24 protein-coding genes are annotated in these 19,049 nt (G+C 66.3%); 10 read left to right on the top strand and 14 right to left on the bottom strand.

The window, feature by feature from the left end; all coding sequences use genetic code 11:
* A complete protein-coding gene (gene hemC / locus EL388_RS01520; protein WP_126458617.1) occupies window positions 1–927 on the bottom strand; it encodes a hydroxymethylbilane synthase in 927 nt (308 codons plus the stop codon).
* 63 nt (window positions 928–990) lie between these two features.
* Between hemC and EL388_RS01515 the strand changes: the two genes are divergently transcribed.
* Together EL388_RS01515 and argH are read left to right on the top strand one after the other, a co-directional pair.
* Entirely contained in the window at window positions 991–1,473 is a 483-nt protein-coding gene (locus EL388_RS01515; RefSeq protein WP_126458614.1) for a thioredoxin family protein, read from the top strand.
* A gap of 83 nt (window positions 1,474–1,556) precedes the next feature.
* Complete coding sequence (gene argH / locus EL388_RS01510) at window positions 1,557–2,951, top strand: argininosuccinate lyase (protein WP_126458611.1); 1,395 nt, start codon at window positions 1,557–1,559, stop codon at window positions 2,949–2,951.
* On the opposite strand, the gene cyaY is transcribed toward argH, so the two are convergent.
* Window positions 2,948–3,265: an iron donor protein CyaY gene (gene cyaY, locus EL388_RS01505; RefSeq protein WP_126458608.1), complete on the bottom strand. Its 318-nt coding sequence runs from the start codon at window positions 3,263–3,265 to the stop codon at window positions 2,948–2,950. The two genes, argH and cyaY, sit on opposite strands and share 4 nt — an antisense overlap.
* 50 nt (window positions 3,266–3,315) lie before the next feature.
* Between cyaY and lptM the strand changes: the two genes are divergently transcribed.
* From lptM to EL388_RS01490, 3 genes are all read left to right on the top strand, one after another.
* Window positions 3,316–3,426, top strand: coding sequence for an LPS translocon maturation chaperone LptM (gene lptM / locus EL388_RS01500; protein ID WP_126458605.1), 111 nt, complete (start codon window positions 3,316–3,318; stop codon window positions 3,424–3,426).
* Window positions 3,423–4,670 (top strand): diaminopimelate decarboxylase, encoded by a 1,248-nt coding sequence (gene lysA / locus EL388_RS01495; RefSeq protein WP_126458602.1) that lies wholly within the window; start codon window positions 3,423–3,425, stop codon window positions 4,668–4,670. The genes lptM and lysA overlap by 4 nt, the downstream gene beginning before the upstream one ends.
* Window positions 4,671–4,823: 153 nt before the next feature.
* The gene (locus EL388_RS01490) at window positions 4,824–5,417 is read left to right on the top strand and encodes a histone H1-like repetitive region-containing protein (protein WP_126458599.1); all 594 of its coding nucleotides are present in this window, start codon (window positions 4,824–4,826) and stop codon (window positions 5,415–5,417) included.
* Between the two features lie 32 nt (window positions 5,418–5,449).
* On the opposite strand, the gene EL388_RS01485 is transcribed toward EL388_RS01490, so the two are convergent.
* Genes EL388_RS01485 through EL388_RS01475 form a run of 3 tightly spaced genes read right to left on the bottom strand, consistent with a single transcriptional unit; the run spans window position 5,450 to window position 7,531 of the window.
* Window positions 5,450–6,040, bottom strand: a complete 591-nt coding sequence (locus EL388_RS01485) for a protein-methionine-sulfoxide reductase heme-binding subunit MsrQ (RefSeq protein ID WP_126458596.1) — start codon at window positions 6,038–6,040, stop codon at window positions 5,450–5,452.
* A gap of 7 nt (window positions 6,041–6,047) precedes the next feature.
* Window positions 6,048–6,968 carry a protein-methionine-sulfoxide reductase catalytic subunit MsrP gene (gene msrP, locus EL388_RS01480; protein ID WP_126458593.1) on the bottom strand — a complete coding sequence of 307 codons (921 nt, stop codon included), beginning with the start codon at window positions 6,966–6,968 and terminating at the stop codon, window positions 6,048–6,050.
* A gap of 50 nt (window positions 6,969–7,018) precedes the next feature.
* On the bottom strand, window positions 7,019–7,531 hold the full coding sequence (locus tag EL388_RS01475; protein WP_165919090.1) for a protein phosphatase CheZ: 513 nt from the start codon (window positions 7,529–7,531) through the stop codon (window positions 7,019–7,021).
* A gap of 92 nt (window positions 7,532–7,623) precedes the next feature.
* Between EL388_RS01475 and trxA the strand changes: the two genes are divergently transcribed.
* Window positions 7,624–7,995 (top strand): thioredoxin, encoded by a 372-nt coding sequence (trxA, locus tag EL388_RS01470; protein WP_126458587.1) that lies wholly within the window; start codon window positions 7,624–7,626, stop codon window positions 7,993–7,995.
* Here the strand turns inward: trxA and EL388_RS01465 are convergent.
* A complete protein-coding gene (locus EL388_RS01465; RefSeq protein ID WP_126458584.1) occupies window positions 7,992–9,062 on the bottom strand; it encodes a glycosyltransferase family protein in 1,071 nt (356 codons plus the stop codon). The genes trxA and EL388_RS01465 overlap by 4 nt on opposite strands.
* A complete protein-coding gene (gene hda / locus EL388_RS01460) occupies window positions 9,062–9,706 on the bottom strand; it encodes a DnaA regulatory inactivator Hda (RefSeq protein WP_126458581.1) in 645 nt (214 codons plus the stop codon). The genes EL388_RS01465 and hda overlap by 1 nt, the downstream gene beginning before the upstream one ends.
* Before the next feature lie 89 nt (window positions 9,707–9,795).
* Between hda and nadA the strand changes: the two genes are divergently transcribed.
* From nadA to mscL, 3 genes are read left to right on the top strand one after another with little or no spacing between them, the layout of a single operon-like run.
* Entirely contained in the window at window positions 9,796–10,872 is a 1,077-nt protein-coding gene (gene nadA / locus EL388_RS01455; RefSeq protein ID WP_197721809.1) for a quinolinate synthase NadA, read from the top strand.
* A complete protein-coding gene (locus tag EL388_RS01450; RefSeq protein ID WP_126458578.1) occupies window positions 10,873–11,274 on the top strand; it encodes a hypothetical protein in 402 nt (133 codons plus the stop codon).
* A 57-nt stretch (window positions 11,275–11,331) separates the two neighbouring features.
* Complete coding sequence (mscL, locus tag EL388_RS01445) at window positions 11,332–11,751, top strand: large conductance mechanosensitive channel protein MscL (protein WP_126458575.1); 420 nt, start codon at window positions 11,332–11,334, stop codon at window positions 11,749–11,751.
* Window positions 11,752–11,806: 55 nt separating this feature from the next.
* Here the strand turns inward: mscL and EL388_RS01440 are convergent, their stop codons facing one another.
* A complete protein-coding gene (locus EL388_RS01440; protein WP_126458572.1) occupies window positions 11,807–13,162 on the bottom strand; it encodes a TrpB-like pyridoxal phosphate-dependent enzyme in 1,356 nt (451 codons plus the stop codon).
* 127 nt (window positions 13,163–13,289) lie between these two features.
* On the opposite strand from EL388_RS01440, the gene EL388_RS01435 reads away from it, so the two are divergent.
* Window positions 13,290–13,835: an NUDIX domain-containing protein gene (locus EL388_RS01435; protein WP_126458569.1), complete on the top strand. Its 546-nt coding sequence runs from the start codon at window positions 13,290–13,292 to the stop codon at window positions 13,833–13,835.
* A 53-nt stretch (window positions 13,836–13,888) separates the two neighbouring features.
* Here EL388_RS01435 and EL388_RS01430 read toward each other — a convergent pair whose 3' ends face one another.
* From EL388_RS01430 to EL388_RS01405, 6 genes are all read right to left on the bottom strand, one after another.
* Entirely contained in the window at window positions 13,889–15,916 is a 2,028-nt protein-coding gene (locus EL388_RS01430) for a methyl-accepting chemotaxis protein (RefSeq protein WP_126458566.1), read from the bottom strand.
* Between the two features lie 93 nt (window positions 15,917–16,009).
* Window positions 16,010–16,636, bottom strand: coding sequence for a Rieske 2Fe-2S domain-containing protein (locus EL388_RS01425; RefSeq protein ID WP_126458563.1), 627 nt, complete (start codon window positions 16,634–16,636; stop codon window positions 16,010–16,012).
* 101 nt (window positions 16,637–16,737) lie between these two features.
* Window positions 16,738–16,992: a hypothetical protein gene (locus EL388_RS01420; RefSeq protein WP_126458560.1), complete on the bottom strand. Its 255-nt coding sequence runs from the start codon at window positions 16,990–16,992 to the stop codon at window positions 16,738–16,740.
* A complete protein-coding gene (locus EL388_RS01415) occupies window positions 16,992–17,276 on the bottom strand; it encodes a hypothetical protein (RefSeq protein WP_232019152.1) in 285 nt (94 codons plus the stop codon). The genes EL388_RS01420 and EL388_RS01415 overlap by 1 nt, the downstream gene beginning before the upstream one ends.
* A gap of 97 nt (window positions 17,277–17,373) precedes the next feature.
* Window positions 17,374–18,504, bottom strand: a complete 1,131-nt coding sequence (locus EL388_RS01410; RefSeq protein WP_269470952.1) for a PilT/PilU family type 4a pilus ATPase — start codon at window positions 18,502–18,504, stop codon at window positions 17,374–17,376.
* Window positions 18,505–18,524: 20 nt separating this feature from the next.
* Complete coding sequence (locus EL388_RS01405) at window positions 18,525–18,746, bottom strand: hypothetical protein (protein WP_126458557.1); 222 nt, start codon at window positions 18,744–18,746, stop codon at window positions 18,525–18,527.
* Between the last annotated feature and the right edge of the window lie 303 nt (window positions 18,747–19,049).

The raw sequence follows: 19,049 nt of genomic DNA, 5'->3' as shown, positions 1-19,049 counted from the left end.
TCAATGCCCGAGCAACTCCGCCATGACCTTGTCGGCGCCCTGCTTGAGCAGGGCCTCGGCCACTTGCCGGCCGAGCGCCTCCGGCTCGGCCATGTCGCCCATGGCCTCGGCCCGGTAGAAGCGGACGCCTTCCAGGTCGGAGACGAAGCCGCGCAGGTGCAGGCGGCCCTCGGCCACGACGGCATGGCCGCCGATCGGGGCCTGGCAGCCGCCTTGCAGCACGCGACCGAGTTCGCGCTCGGCGCGGACGCAGGCCGAGGTCGTGGCATCGGCTAGCGGCGCCAGCAGTTGGACGAGATCGGGACGGTCGCTGCGGATCTCGATGCCGAGCGCGCCCTGGCCCACTGCCGGCAGGCTTTCTTCCGGCGCCAGCAGGGCGCTGATGCGATGCCCCAGTTCCAGGCGCTTGAGGCCGGCGGCGGCGAGCACGATGGCGTCGTACTGGCCCTCGTCCAGCTTGCGCAGGCGGGTGTTGACGTTGCCGCGCAGGGTCTCGATCTTCAGCTGCGGGAAGCGGGCGCGGATCTGGGCCTGGCGGCGCAGGCTGGAGGTGCCGACCACGGCCCCGGCCGGCAATTCGGCCAGACGCTTGTACCGGTTGGAGACCAGGGCGTCGCGCGGGTCTTCCCGTTCGGTGATCGCCGTCAGCACGAAGCCTTCCGGCAACACCATGGGCACGTCCTTCATCGAATGCACCGCCAGGTCGGCCCGGCCCTCGGCCATGGCCTGCTCCAGCTCCTTGACGAACAGACCCTTGCCGCCGATGCGCGACAGGGGCGAGTCGAGGATCTGGTCGCCCTGGGTGGTCATGCCCAAAAGTTCGACCTGCAGACCTTCGTGCAGGGCCATCAGACGGGCGCGGATATGTTCGGCCTGCCACAGGGCCAACTGGCTTTCTCGGGTGGCGATGACAACGCGGGTCGGCATGATTGAACTATTGGGCCGGCGGCCGGCCAACGTCAGAATCCATCGAAGTTAACGGAGTTGCGCATGAAACGACTGTTCACGCTGCTGGCGGGCATTCTAGCATGGGCCGCCATGACGGCCGCGGCCGAGGGGGTGCCCGATGCCGAGGACCTGGCCAAGGATGCCCAACTGGCCCGCTCCTTCCAGGGCGTGATCATGATCGCCTTCGTCAGCGAATCCTGCCCCTACTGCAAGGTGGTGCTCGACGAGTTCATGATCCCGACCAGCCGCAACCGCGACTACGACACCAAGCTGGTCATGCGCCGGGTCGAGGTCGGCGGCGGCCGCATGCTGCGCGACTTCAAAGGCCGCAGAATCAGCCACGGCGACTTCGCCGAGCGCCAGCGCATCGGCATGGTGCCGACCGTGGTCGTCTTCAGCCCGGACGGCAAGCGCCTGGGTCAGCCCCTGATCGGCCTGTCCACCGTCGACTACTACGGCTACTACTTCAACGAGGTGATCGAGAACGGCCTGGCCGTCGTGCGCCAGACCAGCCCGCGTCACTGAGTCTTGTCATTGAGGGTAAAATCCGGGCGAACCGCAAACCGACATAGACATATATATGTCGGCCGCCGATAGGATGAACCCGCATGTCGAACGATACCCCGCACAGCAATAACACCTGGTCCGGCCGCTTTTCCGAACCCGTGTCGGAACGGGTGAAGCGCTACACCGCCTCCATCCCCTTCGACTGGCGGCTGTGGCCGTTCGACATCCAGGGCTCGCTCGCCCACGCCAAGATGCTCCATCGGGCCGGCATCCTCTCCGCCGACGACCTTGCGGCCATCGAGCGCGGCATGGCCGAGATCCGGGCCGAGATCGAGGCGGGCCGCTTCGACTGGTCGCTCGACCTGGAAGACGTGCACATGAACATCGAGCGCGCCTTGACCGCGAGGATCGGCGACGCCGGCAAGCGCCTGCACACCGGCCGTTCGCGCAACGACCAGGTCGCCACCGATGTCCGGCTCTACCTGCGCGACGCCATCGACCAGATCCTCGCCCTGCTCAAGCAATCGCGCAGCGCCCTGCTCGATCTGGCGGAAAAGCATGCCGACACTGTGATGCCCGGCTTCACCCACCTGCAGGTGGCGATGCCGGTCACCTTCGGCCACCACATGCTGGCCTACTTCGAGATGCTGTCGCGCGACGCCGAGCGCCTGGCCGATTGCCGGCGCCGGGTCAACCGCCTGCCGCTGGGCGCCGCCGCCCTGGCCGGCACCACCTTCCCGATCGACCGCGAATTCGTCGCGCAGGAACTCGGCTTCGAGGCGGTGTGCGAGAACTCGCTCGACGCCGTGTCCGACCGCGACTTCGCCATCGAATTCCTCGCCGCCGGCGCCCTGCTGATGACCCACCTCTCGCGCTTCTCGGAAGAGCTGGTGCTGTGGATGACCCCGCGCTTCGGCTTCATCGACCTGGCCGATCGCTTCTGCACCGGTTCCTCGATCATGCCGCAGAAGAAGAATCCGGATGTGCCCGAACTGATGCGCGGCAAGACCGGCCGCATGAACGGCCACCTGGTCGCCCTGCTCACGCTGATGAAGGGCCAGCCGCTGGCCTACAACAAGGACAACCAGGAAGACAAGGAGCCGCTGTTCGACGCGGTCGACACCCTGATCGACACCCTGGCCCTGCTCGCCGAGATGATCCCCGGCATCCGGGTCAAGCCCGAGGCGATGCGCCGGGCGGCGGCCGAGGGTTTCGCCACCGCCACCGACCTGGCCGATTATCTGGTGAAGAAGGGCCTGCCCTTCCGCGAGGCCCACGAGGCGGTGGCCCGCGCCGTGCGCGCGGCCGAGGCCAAGGGCTGCGACCTGGCCGAGCTCACCCTGGCCGAGCTGCAGGGCTTCTCGAACCTGATCGCCGACGACGTCTACACCGTGCTCACCCTGGAAGGCTCGCTCGCCGCGCGCAAGCATATCGGCGGCACGGCGCCGGAACAGGTGCGCGCCGCCCTCGCCCGGGCCCGGGCGAAGCTGGCTTAAGCGAGATTAACCGGCGCGCCGGCCTGCTCGCTGGCCAGGCGCGACAGGGCGGCAAACAACTCCTCGCCGGTGCGGGTGTCCCGCCACTGGCCGTCCTGCCAGCGATAGTGGAAACCGCCGCTCCTGGCGGCGACCCAGATCTCCTGCACCGCGGCCTGCTTGTTGATCACGATCTTGGAACCGTCGTCGAACTCCAGCTCCAGGATGCCGCTGCCGGCCCGCTCGCATTCGACCTCGGCCCCGGACCCTTCGACGCCTTCCTCGATCCGAGCCAGAACGGCGTCGGCCTGCGTCTGGTATTCACGTTCGTCCATGTTCACCCCATGCTAAACTCAATCGTCGCCGCTATTTTACCGATGCCGCCATGTCCCGAGTGCTTCTGCTCTGTCTGCTGATCGCCCTGTCCGGTTGCGGCAAAAAAGGTCCGCTCTACCTGCCGGACGATCCGAAACCCCAACCCACCGCACCGCAATGAATCTGGTTACCCGACGCGAAGGCCGCCTCTATTTCGAGGACGTGGCCCTGGACACCATCGCCCACGCCCACGGCACGCCGACCTACGTCTATTCCCGCGCCGCACTGGCATCGACCTATCGGGAATACGACCGCGCCTTCGCCGGCCACGAACATCTGATCTGCTACGCGGTGAAGGCCAACTCCAGCCTGGCCATCCTCAACCTGTTCGCCCGCCTCGGCGCCGGCTTCGATATCGTCTCCGGCGGCGAACTGGCCCGGGTGCTGGCGGCCGGCGGCGACCCGAACAAGGTGGTGTTCTCCGGCGTCGGCAAGACGGCCGAGGAGATGCGCGCCGCGCTCACCGCCGGCATCCACTGCTTCAACGTCGAATCGGAAAGCGAGCTGCACCGCCTGAACCGGGTGGCCGGCGAGCTTGGCAAGACCGCGCCGATCAGCCTGCGGGTGAACCCCAACGTCGACGCCAAGACCCATCCCTACATCTCGACCGGGCTCAAGGAGAACAAGTTCGGCATCGCCCACGACGAGGCCTTGCGGGTCTACCGCCTCGCTGCCGCGTTGCCGAACCTGCGGGTGGTCGGCATCGACTGCCACATCGGTTCCCAGCTGACCGAGGTCGCCCCCTTCGCCGAGGCCCTGGACAAGGTGCTGCAACTGGTCGATGCCCTGGCTGCCGAGGGCATCCCACTGCGCCATCTCGACCTGGGCGGCGGCGTCGGCATCCGCTACCGTGACGAGACGCCGCCGGCAGTCGACGCCTACGCCCGCACCCTGCTCGGCAAACTCAAGGGCCGGCCGCAGAAACTCATCCTCGAACCGGGCCGTTCCCTGGTCGGCAACGCCGGCCTGCTGCTGACCCGGGTCGAGTATCTCAAACACGGCGAGGCCAAGGACTTCGCCATCGTCGATGCCGCGATGAACGACCTGATGCGACCGGCGCTATATGACGCCTGGCACGACATCGTGCCGGTGACGGTTCGCCAGGGTGAAGCGCGTCGCTATGAAATCGTCGGGCCCGTTTGCGAGAGCGGCGACTTCCTCGGCCACGATCGTGAACTGGTTCTGGCGGAAGGCGATCTGCTCGCCATCCTCTCTGCCGGCGCCTATGGCATGAGCATGAGCTCGAACTACAACACGCGCGCGCGTGCCGCTGAAGTGATGGTGGATGGCGATCGCGCGCACCTCATTCGTCGACGCGAAGACATCGCTGCATTGTTCGCGAATGAAGTGTTGTTGTCGCGATAACACACTACGAGAAATTGTCGTAGCCCTCGCACATAAACACTTGCTGCGCAAATATTTTTTGGTTCTAGAATTGCCTCATCGCGCGGAGATGCGCGGAAATGCTTGGATACAGGCATGTGAGTCAGGCAACTTAACTTCATAGAGGAGTCGAATATGACTGCCGAAACCACCAGCAGCGCGCTTGAAACCGCAGTGAGCAGTTCTTCCGTCACCACCACCGCCGCCAAGAAACCCGCGGCCAAGAAACCCGCCGCCAAAAAGACCGCCGCTAAGAAACCGGCTGCCAAGAAGGCCGCGGCCAAGAAACCCGCTGCCAAAAAGACCGCGGCTAAGAAGCCCGCCGCCAAGAAGGCAGTAGCCAAGAAACCGGCCGCCAAAAAACCCGCCGCCAAAAAGACCGCGGCTAAGAAGCCCGCCGCCAAGAAGGCAGTAGCCAAGAAACCGGCCGCCAAAAAGACCGCGGCCAAGAAGCCCGCCGTGAAGAAAGTGGCCGCCAAAAAACCGGCCGCCAAGAAGGCAGTAGCCAAGAAACCGGCCGCCAAGAAGACCGCGGCCAAGAAGCCCGCCGTGAAGAAAGTGGCCGCCAAAAAACCGGCCGCCAAGAAGGCAGTAGCCAAGAAACCGGCCGCCAAGAAGACCGCGGCCAAGAAGCCCGCCGTGAAGAAAGTGGCCGCCAAAAAACCGGCCGCCAAGAAGGCCCCGGCCAAGCGTCCGGCCGCACGGAAGCCGGCAGCCAAGAAGAAGTAACAGCTAGTCTGTTGCTCTGAACAAAGGCGGGTTCATCCCGCCTTTGTTTTTTTGTAGCGCCAGAAAACCCGCAGGCCCAAGAACAGGGCCAGGATGCCGCCGTAGATCAGCGGCTGGGTCAGATCCTTCTTCACCAGCCACCCATAGTGCAGCACGCCCGCGATCGCCGCCGGGTAGATCAGCCAATGCACGCGCTGCCAGTTGCGGCCGAGCCGGCGCATGGCCGCTTGGGTCGAGGTCAGCGCCAGCGGCAGCAGCAGCAGGAAGGCGACCATGCCGAAGGTGATGAACGGCCGCTTCAGCACATCCTTGACCATCGCCGCCCAATCGAAGAACTGGTCGAGCCAGAGATACGACAGCAGGTGCAGGACGCCATAGAAGAAGGCGAACAGGCCGAGCATCCGGCGATGGCGCACGAGGCTGGCGCGTCCAGTCAGCCTGCGAGCAGGGGTGACCGCGAGGGTGAGCAGAAGACCAGTCAGGGTCCAGGTACCGAGCGAGCGCGTGATGAACTCGATGGGGTTGACCCCGAGGCCGTCGGTGTAGCCGAGATAACCCAAGCGAGCGAGGGGATACAGACAGATCAGAAACAGCCAGGGCTTGGGGTCGCGGAGGAACGCCATGCCCGGCTCAGAAGTATTTTCTCAGGTCCATGCCGGCATAGAGATGGGCCACCTGGTCGCCATAGCCATTGAACATCAGGGTCGGTCGCTTGAGGAACTCGCCGATGCGCCGTTCCTTGGCCTGACTCCAGCGCGGATGATCGACCTCGGGATTGACGTTGGAATAAAAGCCGTATTCCCGTGGGGCCGCTTTCATCCAGCTGCTCACCGGCTGCTGCTCGACCAGTCGGATGCGGACGATGGACTTGGCGCTTTTGAAGCCGTACTTCCATGGCACCACCAGTCGGATGGGCGCGCCGTTCTGCTTGGGCAGCTCCTGGCCGTAGAGCCCCACAGCCAGCAGGGTCAGCGGATGCATGGCCTCATCCAGGCGCAAACCTTCGACATAGGGCCAGTCGAGGATGGCGCGGCGCTGGCCGGGCATCTGCTTGGGGTCGTGCAGGCTGGAGAACTCCACATATTTGGCGTCGCCGGTCGGCTCGGCCTGCTTGAGCAGGTTGGCCAGGGGAAAGCCCAGCCAGGGAATGACCATGGACCAGCCCTCGACGCAGCGCAGCCGGTAGATGCGCTCTTCCAGGGGAAAGGCCTTGATCAAGGCGTCGATGTCCCAGACCTTGGGCTTGCGACAGGCACCCTCGATACTCACGGTCCACGGCCGTGTCTGCAGACTGTAAGCGTGGGCCGCCGGGTCGGCCTTGTCGGTGCCGAACTCGTAGAAGTTGTTGTAGCTGGTGATCTCTTTGAAGCTGTTGACCGGCTCGGTGGTGCCGTAAGCCCCCTTCTTGTATGGAGGCAAGGCCGCTTCGGCCGGCAGCGCGGCCAGGGCGGCCAGGGCGGCCGCACCTTGGATGAAGCGGCGGCGGTCGCGGTAGACCGCCTCGGGCGTGATCTCGGAAGGCCGGATGTCGGCGGGACGCTTGATCAGCATGCGCTGGCTCCTGATGGTTTTTCAGGAAGACGGCCGGCAGCGGCGAAAGTTCAACCGAACAGGTCGTCGATGTCGTCCTGGCTGACCCGTTCCGACTCGCGCGTGACCGGGCCGGACAGGTGAGGGTCGGGGTCGTCGTCGATCAGCAGATGGACCAGGTTGTCTTCCATCTTCTGCACCATGACGAGCAGCTTGTTCACCACCTGGCCGACCAAGTCCTGGAACTCCTGGGCCTGGATGATCTCGGCCAGCTGGCCGGCGGCGGCCTGATGCTCGGCCTGCAGTTGCTCGAGAAAGGCGCGGATCTGCGGCGATCGGGTCTTGCCCGCCAGCGCGGCCGCCAGCGCCTGTTGCGCCTTGATCCGGTCGGACAGGGCCTCGGCCGCGGTGAGGGTGCGGCCGGCCGCCTGTTCGGTCAGGGCCGAGATATAGCGCAGACGGTCGCGGGCATTGCTGACCACCGAGGTCTCATTCGGTCCCTCGCTGCCCAGTTCCAACATGGTCGCGCGCAACTCCTCGACCATCGCTTCGACGCCGCGGCGGAAATTCTCGATATCCTTCAATGGGTTCTCCTCCATGACCGCTGATTAGGCACGGCCTGCAAAGCATGATATGGTTGCCGGCCCGATATGCCAATCCTCTGGAGCACCCTGCCATGGCCGTTCTCGAACTGAACGAAGAAAACTTCGAAGACACCATCCTCAGCAACGACTTCGTCGTGCTCGACTTCTGGGCCCCCTGGTGCGGTCCCTGCCGCGGCTTCGCCCCGGTGTTCGAGGCCGCCTCGGAGAAGCATAGCGACATCGTGTTCGCCAAGATCAACACCGAAGAGCAGCAGGCCCTGGCCGCGCACTTCCAGATCCGCTCCATCCCCACCCTGATGATCTTCCGCGAGAAGGTCATCATCTACTCCCAGGCCGGCGCCCTGCCGGCCGGCGCCTTCGACGAGCTGCTGGGCAAGGCCCGCGAGCTGGACATGGCCAAGGTGCACGAAGAGATCGCCAAGGAATCGCAGTCCGAGGCCTAAGCCAACCAAGTCAACAAATGCGTTGCCGCCTGCTCGACCCCGTCGGCAGGCGGCGCCGGCCTCGCCGGCAAGCCCCACAGCTCGTTCAGCTTCTCCAGCAAGTTTAGCCCGTTCAGCTCCGCCTCTTCGATCCGCAGCGCCCGGCCCTGGGCATGCAGCCAGGCCTTGAGACAGGGCGCCTCCGGCCAATCCGGCCGGTCCAGGTAGAGCACCGGCACGGCGTGCAACACCGCCTCGACGAAGCTGCCATAGCCGGGCTTGGTCACCAGCGCATCGACGCCGGCCAACAGGTCGAGAAAGGGCCAATCCAGTTTATCGAAGGCTATGCAGTCGGGATGCCCCCGGCACCACGCGCCAGGCGCCAGCCAGGTGATGCCGCGCGTGCGCGGCCAGACCGCCAGATCGCAGGCATAGCCGATGCCGCCCATGCCGAGCAGGACCAGGCGCTGATTCGACGGCAGGTTCAAGCGCGCCCGCAATTCGCCACGCCGTGAGCGGCCGCGGCCGGCCACCGGCGGCACCGACACGGCATTGGCCAGGTCGGTCATGGGCATGGCCGGCTCCAGGCGCAGGAAGAGATCGGCCCCGCGATAGGCCATGCGCATCTGCGTCAGGGGCGCTGCCATCTCGGGCGCATCGCCCAGATAGGCCTGGACGATGTCGGCCCAATTGAGCGAGCACAGCGCGGCCGAGCGCTGGCCGAGCGACTGCGCCGCGGCCAGGGGCAGATAGGCGACGTCGGAGAGCACGGCATCGACCGCCAGATCGACCAGGCGCGCAGCCTCCTGCGCCACCCGCTGCGGCCAGTCGCGATGAAACTCCCGGTAGCAGGCCAGGCTCGCCACCCGGTCGACCCGCAAGGCGTCGTGCATGGCCATGCCGCAATCGGCGGCTTGCGCAATATGGTCGAAGGGCGGCGCGATGCGCGCGGCCAGGGCGGCCCGCGGCAAGGCGCTGTACATGGTGAAGCGCAGATCGGGCTTGAGTTGCCGCAGCCGGTCGAGCAGCGGCGCCGCCTGGGCCAGGTGGCCGAGGCCGTGATGGCTGACCGCGACCAGCAGGTGCATTACTGCTGCAGGAATTCGCGCAACAACGGCAGGGTCACCGCCCGCTTGCGGCTCAGGGAAAACAGGTCGAGCGCGTCCAGGGTGGCGAGCAGGCCCGGCAGATCGCGCCGGCAGTGATTGAGCATGTAGCCGGCCACCTCGTCCGGCAGGCGCATGCCGCGGGCGGCCGCCCGGCTGCGCAGGGCGGCAGTACGCTCCTGGTCGGTCAGCGGCTTGAGCGCGAAGACCAGGCCCCAGCCCAGACGAGTGGTCAGGTCCTGGCGCAGGGCCAGACGCGCAGGCGGCAGCTTGCCGGCCATGACGATGCGGCCCGCGCCTTCGCGCGCCTGGTTGATCAGGTTGAACAGGCCGACCTGGGCCTCGGGCCCGAGCGCATCGACATCGTCCACCGCCAAGAGCGGCGGCAGGGTCTCGGGCAGGGGCTCGCCCGGACAGTAGACGCCGCCCTGCGCCGCATCGACGCTGGCCTTGAGCAGATGGCTCTTGCCGCTGCCGGCCTCGCCCCAGAGATAGATCAGCGGCTCGACCGCCTCGCCGCCGGCGAAGCGGGCCAGGGCATCGACCGCCTCGGCATTCTGGCCGGGCAGAAAATTGCCGAACTGAGGTGGGGCATCCGGACGGATATCGAGGATGAGCTGCTGCATAACCCTATTTTACTAGAGCCCATTCGGGAGGAATCGCTCCAGAAACGCTATCATTGGAAATCCCGTCAGATCCCCTGAACATGCATCCCATGGCTGCCCTGCAAACCATCATTCCGCCGGCCGCGCATCCGGTCGGCGAGGTGCCTCCGATCGAGGAGGAACAGCTCACGCCCGATCAGCGTGACGCGCTCAAGGCCCGCATCAAGCAATTGATGAAGGAGCAGGACGCGGTGCTGGTGGCGCACTACTACACCGCGGGCGAGATGCAGGACCTGGCCATCGAGACCGGCGGCTGCGTCTCCGACTCGCTGGAGATGGCCCGCTTCGGCCATGCCTCGAAGGCCAAGACCATTATCGTGGCCGGCGTGCGCTTCATGGGCGAGACGGCCAAGATCCTCAACCCGGAAAAGCGGGTGCTGATGCCCGACCTGCATGCCGAGTGCTCGCTCGACCTGTCCTGCCCGGCCGACGAGTTCGCCGCCTTCTGCGACCGGCACCCGGACCGCACCGTCGTGGTCTACGCCAACACCTCGGCCGCGGTGAAGGCGCGGGCCGACTGGATGGTGACCTCCAGCATCGCCGTGCCGGTGGTGCAGCATCTGAAGGACCAGGGCGAGAAGATCATCTGGGCGCCAGACCGTTACCTGGGCGATTACGTGCAGAAGACCACCGGCGCCGACATGGTGCTGTGGCAAGGTTCCTGCGTGGTGCACGAGAAGTTCAAGGCCGACGGCATCCGCGAGCTCAAGGCCCAGCACCCCGAGGCCGCCATCCTGGTCCACCCCGAATCGCCGGCCGAGGTGGTCGCCCTGGCCGACGTGGTCGGCTCGACCACCCAGCTGATCAAGGCCGTGCAACAACTGCCCAACCCCAGCTTCATCGTCGCCACCGACATCGGCATCTTCCACAAGATGCGCGAGGTGGCGCCGAACAAGCTCCTGCTCGAGGCGCCCAGCGGCGGCCGCGGCGCCACCTGCATCTCCTGCGCGCACTGCCCGTGGATGGCGATGAACTGGCTGAGCCGGCTGGAGCAGGCCCTGACCACCGGCCACAACGAGATCCACGTCCCGGCCGAGGTCGGCGCCCGCGCCGTGCACTCGATCAATCGCATGCTCGAATTCGCCGGCCAGGCCGGCATCAACGTCCGTGGCAAGAGCGGCGACTGAATGACGGACGTGCGCAAGGCCCACTGGGAGCGGGTCTATCGCGACAATCGACTGGAAGCGGTGAGCTGGCACCAGGCCTCGCCCACACTCTCGCTCGAGCTGATCGCGGCGAGCGGTCTGGGCACCGACGCCCGCGTGCTCGATGTCGGCGGCGGCGCCTGCCGCCTGGTCGATGCCCTGCCCGACCGCCACTTGAGCCCGCAGGGCCAGGTGATCATCGCCGCCTTCGCGCCCGACGGCCCCGATCGCTGCAGCAACCTGCCGGTGGTGCGCTACAGTGCCGAGACCCTGGCCGAGACCCTGGGCGAAAAATTCCGCCTGTTCGAGACCCGCGCCGAACGGCACCGCACCCCGAGCGGCGCCAGCCAGTCCTTCCTCTACCACCGCTTCTGCCGTCGCTAGTCCCGGTTGCTGGCCGGTGGCAGAATCGGGCCACCCCCAACCAGTGAGGAGGCAGCCATGTCGTTCATTCAGGAATTCAAGGCCTTCGCCATGCGCGGCAACGTGATCGACCTGGCGGTCGGTGTCATCATCGGCAGCGCCTTCGGCAAGATCGTCGATTCCCTGGTCAAGGACATCGTCATGCCGCCCCTGGGCAAGCTGCTCGGCGAGGTCGATTTCAAGCAGCTCTATATCAACCTTGGCGACAAGACCTTCGAGACCCTGGAGCAGGCGGAGAAGGCCGGCGCACCCTTGATCAAGTACGGCGCCTTCATCAACGCCCTGGTCGACTTCACCATCATCGCCCTGGCTATCTTCGTCGCGATCAAGGCGATCAACCGGCTGCAGCGTCCTGAACCAATCACGCCGGCCGCTCCGCCGCCGACACCGGAAGACATCCTGCTGCTGCGCGAGATTCGCGATGCCCTGAAGAAATAACCCGCCGAAAAACAAGGCCGCCCGAGAGGCGGCCTTTTTCATGCCTGGCCTAACTTCAGGCCGCGACCTTGGGCAGCCGATGCAGGGCCGCCTCGATCTCGTGCTCGGGGTAGGCGTAATCCTCCAGCTTGCCGGCGAAATAGGCGTCGTAGGAGGCCATGTCGAAGTGGCCGTGGCCGGAGAGGTTGAAGAACAGCACCTTGGGCTCCCCCGTCTGCTTGCAGCGCAGGGCCTCGTCCAGGCAGGCGCGGATGGCGTGGCAGGACTCGGGTGCCGGGATGATGCCCTCGGCCCGGGCGAAGGTCACCCCGGCCTCGAAAGTGGCCAGCTGCGGCACCGCCACCGCCTCGATCAGTCCTTCCTTGTACAACTGGGAGACCAGCGGCGAATCGCCGTGGTAACGCAGACCGCCGGCGTGGATGCCGGGCGGCACGAAGTCGTGGCCCAGGGTGTACATCAGCATCATCGGCGTGAGGCCGACGGCATCGCCGAAGTCGTAGGCGTAGTGGCCGCGAGTCAGGGTCGGGCAGGAGGTGGGCTCGGCCGCGACCAGGCGCACCTGCTTGCCCGCCGCCTTGTCGGCCAGGAAGGGGAAGGCGGCGCCGGCGAAGTTGGAGCCACCGCCGCAGCAGGCAAAGACCATGTCCGGATACTCGCCCACCTTCTCGAACTGCTTCTTCGCCTCCAAGCCGATGATGGTCTGGTGATGGCAGACGTGGTTGAGCACCGAACCCAGGGCGTAGTTGGTGTCGGGCCGCGAGGCCGCCTCCTCCACCGCCTCGGAGATGGCGATGCCCAGGCTGCCGGGCGAGTTCGGGTCCTGGGCCAGAATCTTGCGGCCGGACTCGGTGAGGTTGGTCGGGCTGGCCAGCACCTCGGCGCCCCAGGTCTGCATCATGGAACGGCGGAATGGCTTCTGGTCGTAGCTTACCTTGACCATGTAGACCCGCACCTCGATGCCGAACATCTGGCCGGCCAGGGCGAGCGAGCTGCCCCATTGGCCGGCGCCGGTCTCGGTGGCCAGTCGCTTCACCCCGGCCTGAGCGTTGTACCAGGCCTGGGCGATGGAGGTATTGACCTTGTGCGAGCCGGCGGGCGAGACGCCTTCGTACTTGTAGTAGATGCGGGCCGGGGTGCCGAGCGCGGCCTCCAGGCGATGGGCGCGGAACAGGGGCGAGGGCCGATAGATGCGGTAGGCCTCGCGCACCGCCTCCGGAATCGGGATCCAGCGCTCGCCCGAGACCTCCTGCTCGATCAGCGCCATAGGGAAGATGGCCGCCAGCGCCTCCGGCCCCACCGGCTTGCCGTCCGGACCCAGCGGCGGCGCCGGCTTGTTGGGCATGTCCGCCACCACGTTGTACCAGTGGCTGGGGATGTCGGACTCGTCGAGCAGAATCTTGGTTTGCGGCATGGCGGTCTCCTTGGTCTGCGCTGCAAGCGGCGGCCGACGAGCGGCCGGAAGGGATTATGCTAACGCCACCGCGCCGGCCAGGCCAACAGGCTGGTTATACTGAGCCTTTCCCCGCAGGACCGCCGACATGAGCAAACCCGACCTGACCGAACACACCCTGAGTTCCGACACCGTCTACCAGGGCCGGCTGCTGCACGCCAAGCTCGACCGGGTGAAACTGCCCAACGGCAAGGAATCGAGCCGGGAATACCTGATCCACCCGGGTGCGGCGGTGATCATCCCGGTGTTCGACAACGGCGACATCCTGCTCGAACGCCAGCATCGCTACCCGCTGCGCCGCGACTTTCTCGAACTGCCCGCCGGCAAGTTCGACCCGAACGAGAGCGAGCTGGAGTGCGCCCAGCGCGAGCTGCTGGAAGAAACCGGCTATGCCGCCGATGCCTGGCAGTATCTGGCCACCTTCTATCCCTGTATCGGCTACTCCGACGAACGACTGGTGTTCTACCGGGCGAGCGGTCTCAAGCACATCGGCGACGACCCGGACCACGACGAGTTCCTGGAGATCCTGCGCATCCCCATGACCGAGGCCCTGGCCATGGTCGGCGACGGCCGCATCTGCGAGGGCAAGACGGTGATGGGCCTGCTCTGGCTGGAGCGCTTCGGCCAGGGCTGAGCCAAAAAGGAAGACCCCGTCCGTGGCCATCCTATCTGACCGGCTGCCGGCCGCTAGACGTGGAAGCGGTCGAGTTCGGTCTTCAAGGTGCCGGCAAGGTTGCCCAAGTGCCCGGCCGCGCTGGAGACCTGCTTGGCACTGGCGCTGTTCTCCTCGGTCATCTGGGCGATGCGCTCCACGCTCTGGGCGATCTCGGTGCTGGCCGCCTTCTGTTCCCGCGAGGCACTGGTGATCTCCTCGACCCGGTCGAGCACAGCCTGCGCCGCCTGCATGATCTCGCCCAGGGCACCGGAGACGTCGGTCACGATGGCGCGCCCTTCCTGAGCCTTGCGGCTGTTCGCCTCCATGCTGTCGACCGCGCCATGGGTTTCCTGCTGGATGGCTTCGATCATGCTGCCGATCTCGGTCGTCGCGCCCGCCGTGCGCTCGGCCAGCTTGCGCACCTCGTCGGCCACCACGGCGAAGCCGCGGCCCTGCTCGCCGGCCCGGGCCGCCTCGATGGCGGCGTTGAGCGCCAGGAGGTTGGTCTGATCGGCGATCTCCTTGATCACCTGGACGATGCCGCTGATCTCGACGGCGCGGGCATTCAGCCCCTCGATCTGATGGGCGGTGGCCGTCACCGATTCAGCCACCGCGGTCATGCCGTTGCTGGCGCGATCGGCCACCCGGCGGCCATCCTCGGCCAGGCTGTTGGCCTGGTCGGCGGTACGGTTGGCCTCCTCGGTCTGGTCGGCAACGTGGGTGATCGCCACCGTGAGTTCTTCCACCGCGGCGGCCGAGGAGGAGATCGCCTCGCTCTGCTCGCCGGCGGCGATGGCGATCTGCCGCGCCCCTTCCGCCACCTCGCCGGCATCGCGGGCCACCTCGTCGGCGGTACGCCGTACCTCGGCGATCAGTCCGGCCAGGGCCTCGCGCGCCCGGTTGATGTCGGCCGCGATCTCGCCCATCTCGTCCCGGGTGTCCAGGACAATGGGCCGGGTGAAATCGCCGGCCGCCATCCTGGCGGTGCCGTCGTTGACCACGTTCACCGCCTGGATGATGGTGGCGCGCATGGCCGTGGTGAAATACATCAGCAGCAACATCAGGGCCGTCACGATGGCCGCAGCGCTGTAGAGTGCCGCATGATCCTTGCGGACGCGCGCCTCCAACATGCCGTGCAGCTGCTCGGAGGCCGCGCTAGACACCACGGCGGCCAGGTCCACTACGGCCGTCGCCTCCTTGAAGTAGTCCTGGCCGCTCAGGGCAAATTCGGTCGCACCCACCTCGCGCCGGGTCGTTTCCATCAGCTTCTGCAGCGCCGGGGTCAGCGTCTCCAGCTTAGGTCTCAGGGCCTCTTTCAAATCGGCCTTGGCCTCGATCGCGTGCTCGACGCCCTTCACCACCCGCCTGTGGATGAGCTCGATCTGGCCGGCGAGGCTGGCCACTTCCGCCTTCTCCTCCGGGGTGATGACCTTGCGGGTGAGGATGCCGGTCATCATCGCCCGCATCTTGCCCAGCACCTCGGTCAGAGCCGGCGCCTGGACCGCGGCAACATCCTGCAGGAAGAAGCTGGCCTCGACCGGGTCGAGCAGCAGCTTGTATTCGTGGGCCGCATCTTCCATGTAGGCCTGGATCAGGGCGGTGACCGCCGAATGGGCGACGAAGCTCTCCTTCGGGGTGAAGGCACGGCTGTGCGCCTTCTGGTGGACATCGGCCCACTTGGCCTTGATCTCGGCCAGCCGCCGGCCGAGTTCCTCATTGCCGCCGGTTTCCGCATCCAGGGCCTCCAGGGCCTGGATCGCCGCCTCGGCCTTGGCCGCCTGCTCGTCCATCTTGGGCTTGACCGCGTCGTCGCCGGACAGATAGCCGCTGGAACGGCCGCGATGCTGCTGCACGCTGGCCAAGAGAGGCTTGGCCGCCTCGATGTAGCGCACCCCGGTCATCTCCGTGGCCGCCATCTTGGCCGCATCCATCAGCGGCACCAGGCCGAGGAAGGTGAGGTAGACGATGGGGATGACCGCGATGACCCCGAGGATCAAGAACTTGATGGGATAGCTGAAGCGGCCGAGGAAGGCCATGCCGGGCGCGAGCAATTGGTTCATCTTGTCCCCTCGATGGTTGTTTGCGTTGATATCCTGCCGTCCGGCATTTGTAACCGGTATCGGCCCCACCCGCAATGGCGGGCGGGGCAGGACTCACCACCAGGCGAGCAGGCGACCGCCCTCGACCTTGCTGGCGAATTCCTTGAGCGGATGCTTGCCCTTCTCGATGCAGGCGCCGGTGGTGATGTCGAACTTCCAGTGGTGCTTGGGACAGGTGAGCGTCTTGCCCTCGCAGGCCAGGTGGGGGATGTTGGTGACCTGGTGCGGGCAATGCGAATCGTAGACCTTGAAGGTCTCGCCCGCGCGATAGACGAAGACCGAGCGGGCGCCGCAATCGACCCGTTTGACCTCGCCGTCGGCGATGTCGGCCAGCGCCATGACGTCGCGCCATTCCGGCTTGGCGTTGATCAGCTCGGGCGAGAATTCCGGCAGGTCCATCTCGAGCAGGATCTCGGTCGCCCAGACGATCTTGGCCAGCCCCAGGGCGGGGAAGGCCATGAGCAAGGCGTCGATCACCTCCATCGGGGTGCAGCCCTCGCGCAGGGCCCGGGTCAGGTATTGCTTGAAACCGCCCTCGGTCTGGGCGTGGACCTTGGTGATGATCGAGATCAGGTCGCGGGTCTTGGGGTCGAGATGCTTGCCGGCATCCTTGAGGAACTTGAAGTAGTGCCCGAGCGCGTCGCCGCGCACCTTGACCAGATAATCCAATGCGTCGCTCATGATGGCTTCCTGTGGTTGATGGATAAGCGTGCCGGGTCGGCTCCGGCTGACAGAAAGCATTATTGACGTCGGCCGGCGACCAGACAATGGCGGGGCGCCGGTCAGTCCAGCCAGCGCACCAGATAGAACAAGCGGAAACCTTCGGAGGAACGGGAAGGTCCGGAGGCGATGGCGGCGTGGTAGCCGGCCTCGGGCCTGGCTGCCGCCCGGGCGGCAGCCTCGGACTCGTGCACCGTGACCACGCCCTCTGGGAAGCGGCTGCGGTTGCCCACCTTGGGCGCGTAGATCACGCAATAGACGGTGCTGACCACCTGGCCCTCGGCATCGGAGACCAGGTTGGCGACGGATTCGGCCATCAGTTGGGTTTCTTGCCGCTGGTCGGGCTGAACTGCAGCACCTTGGCGTTCGGCTCCTCGTCGGAGTAGAACGGCCGTTCGTTGCGCGACAGGCCCAGGGCCTCGGCCAGTTCGGCCTCGCGGCTGGCGATCAGGCCGAAACACATGCGGATGTTCTCCACCGTCGCCTCCGACAGGGGGCTGGGTTCGCCATCGCGCGGCGCCGCATCTTTCACGATGGAGCCCAGGGTCTTGCGCATGGCGCGCAGGATCTGCTGCTCCTTGGTCAGTTCGGCATCACTCACTTGATTCTCCAGGCAGGAAGGCAATAGGACCGATTATTGTCGGCCGCTGGCCGGGCAGGGTCAACCTTGGCCCAGCCAGGGTTATCGCCCCGCCGGATCAGACGATCGACAGGTCCTTGGTCTTGTCGTCCTCGTCGCCCTCGCCGCCGCCGTGCAGCTTGAACATCAGGCGCAGCTCGTTGTAGGAATCGGCGTAGCGCAGGGCGGTCTCCCGCTCGATCTGGCCGGCCATGGCCAGGTCGAACAGGGCCTGGTCGAAGGTCTGCATGCCGTGGTCGCGCGACTTGGCCATGATCGGCTTGATCTCGTGTACATCGCCCTTGAGGATGAGGTCGGAGATCAGCGGCGAGTTGATCATGATCTCCACCGCCGGCACCCGGCCGCCACCCTTCTTCGGGATCAGCCGCTGGGAGACCAGGGCCTTGAGGTTGAGCGAGAGGTCCATCAGCAGCTGGTCGCGCCGGTCGATCGGGAAGAAGTTGATGATCCGGTCCAGCGCCTGGTTGGAGTTGTTGGCATGCAGGGTGGCCAGGCAGAGGTGGCCGGTCTCGGCGAAGGCGATGGCATAGTCCATGGTGTCGCGGTCGCGGATCTCGCCGATCAGGATCACGTCCGGTGCCTGGCGCAGGGTGTTCTTCAGGGCGGCGAACCAGCTGTCGGTATCCACCCCCACCTCGCGCTGCATCACCAGGCAGCCCTTGTGCGGATGGACGAACTCGATCGGATCCTCGACCGAGATGATGTGGCCCTTGGAGTTGACGTTGCGATGGTCGAGCATGGCGGCCAGGCTGGTCGACTTGCCCGAACCGGTGCCGCCCACCATCAGCACCAGGCCGCGCTTTTCCATCATCACCTCCTTCAACACCGGCGGCAGGCCCAGTTCGTCGAAGTTGGGGATGGTGGTATTGATGGTCCGGCAGACCATGCCGGGCGAGCTGCGCTGGACATAGGCGTTCATCCGGAACCGGCCGATGCCCTCCAGGCTGATCGCCCAGTTGCATTCGTGGGTCTCCTGAAATTCCTGGCGCTGCTTGTCGTTCATCACCGAGGCGACCAGTTCCTCGGCCTGCTCGCGCGTGACCGGGGTGTTGTTCACCGGAGTCATCTCGCCGTGCAGTTTGATCGACGGCGGCGCGCCGACGGTGACGAAGAGGTCGGAACCGCCCTTGTCCACCATCAGCTTCAACAGGCCGGCGACGAATTTGAAGTACTGGCTATCGGTTTTCACGGCGCCTCCCTGTCAAGCGGTCAAGGTTTTTGTGCGGGGCCCGGCTCGGGCTGCTGCCGGCGCGGATCCTGCGGATGCGGCAGATCGGCCGGGATCGCCTTGCTCGGCGGCACCTCGGGCAGGGGCCGCGACGGCTGGCGCACCTGCCAGAGGGCCCAGGCCACCAGCAGCAGGGCGGCCAGGATGACCCAGAGCGGCCCGCGCGGAAGCCGGCGGCGATTGCCTGCTTCCGGCGCACTCACGCCACGGCCTCTTTCAGCTGGTCGAGGATGGCCGGGTTCTGGCTGCGGCCGCCGCTGCGCGGCTGAACGCCGGCCCCACCCGGCATTCGCCTGCGCCGAAACCCTGCGAACTGTGGCGCTATCGAAAGCCCCGCCGGAACGATCACGCCACCGCCTCCTTGAGTTGCTCCAGGATCGCAGGGTTTTGGCTACGGCCGCCCGCTTGCGCGGGCTGAACGCCGACCCCACCCGGCATTCGCCTGCGCCGAAACCCTGCGAACTGTGGCGCTATCGAAAGCCCCGCCGGAACGATCACGCCACCGC

Source organism: Sulfuritortus calidifontis (assembly GCF_003967275.1).
Taxonomy (GTDB): Bacteria; Pseudomonadota; Gammaproteobacteria; order Burkholderiales; family Thiobacillaceae; genus Sulfuritortus; species Sulfuritortus calidifontis.
The sequence above is the reverse complement of the archived record's forward strand: the minus strand, read 5'-3'. Positions and strand labels throughout refer to the sequence as shown.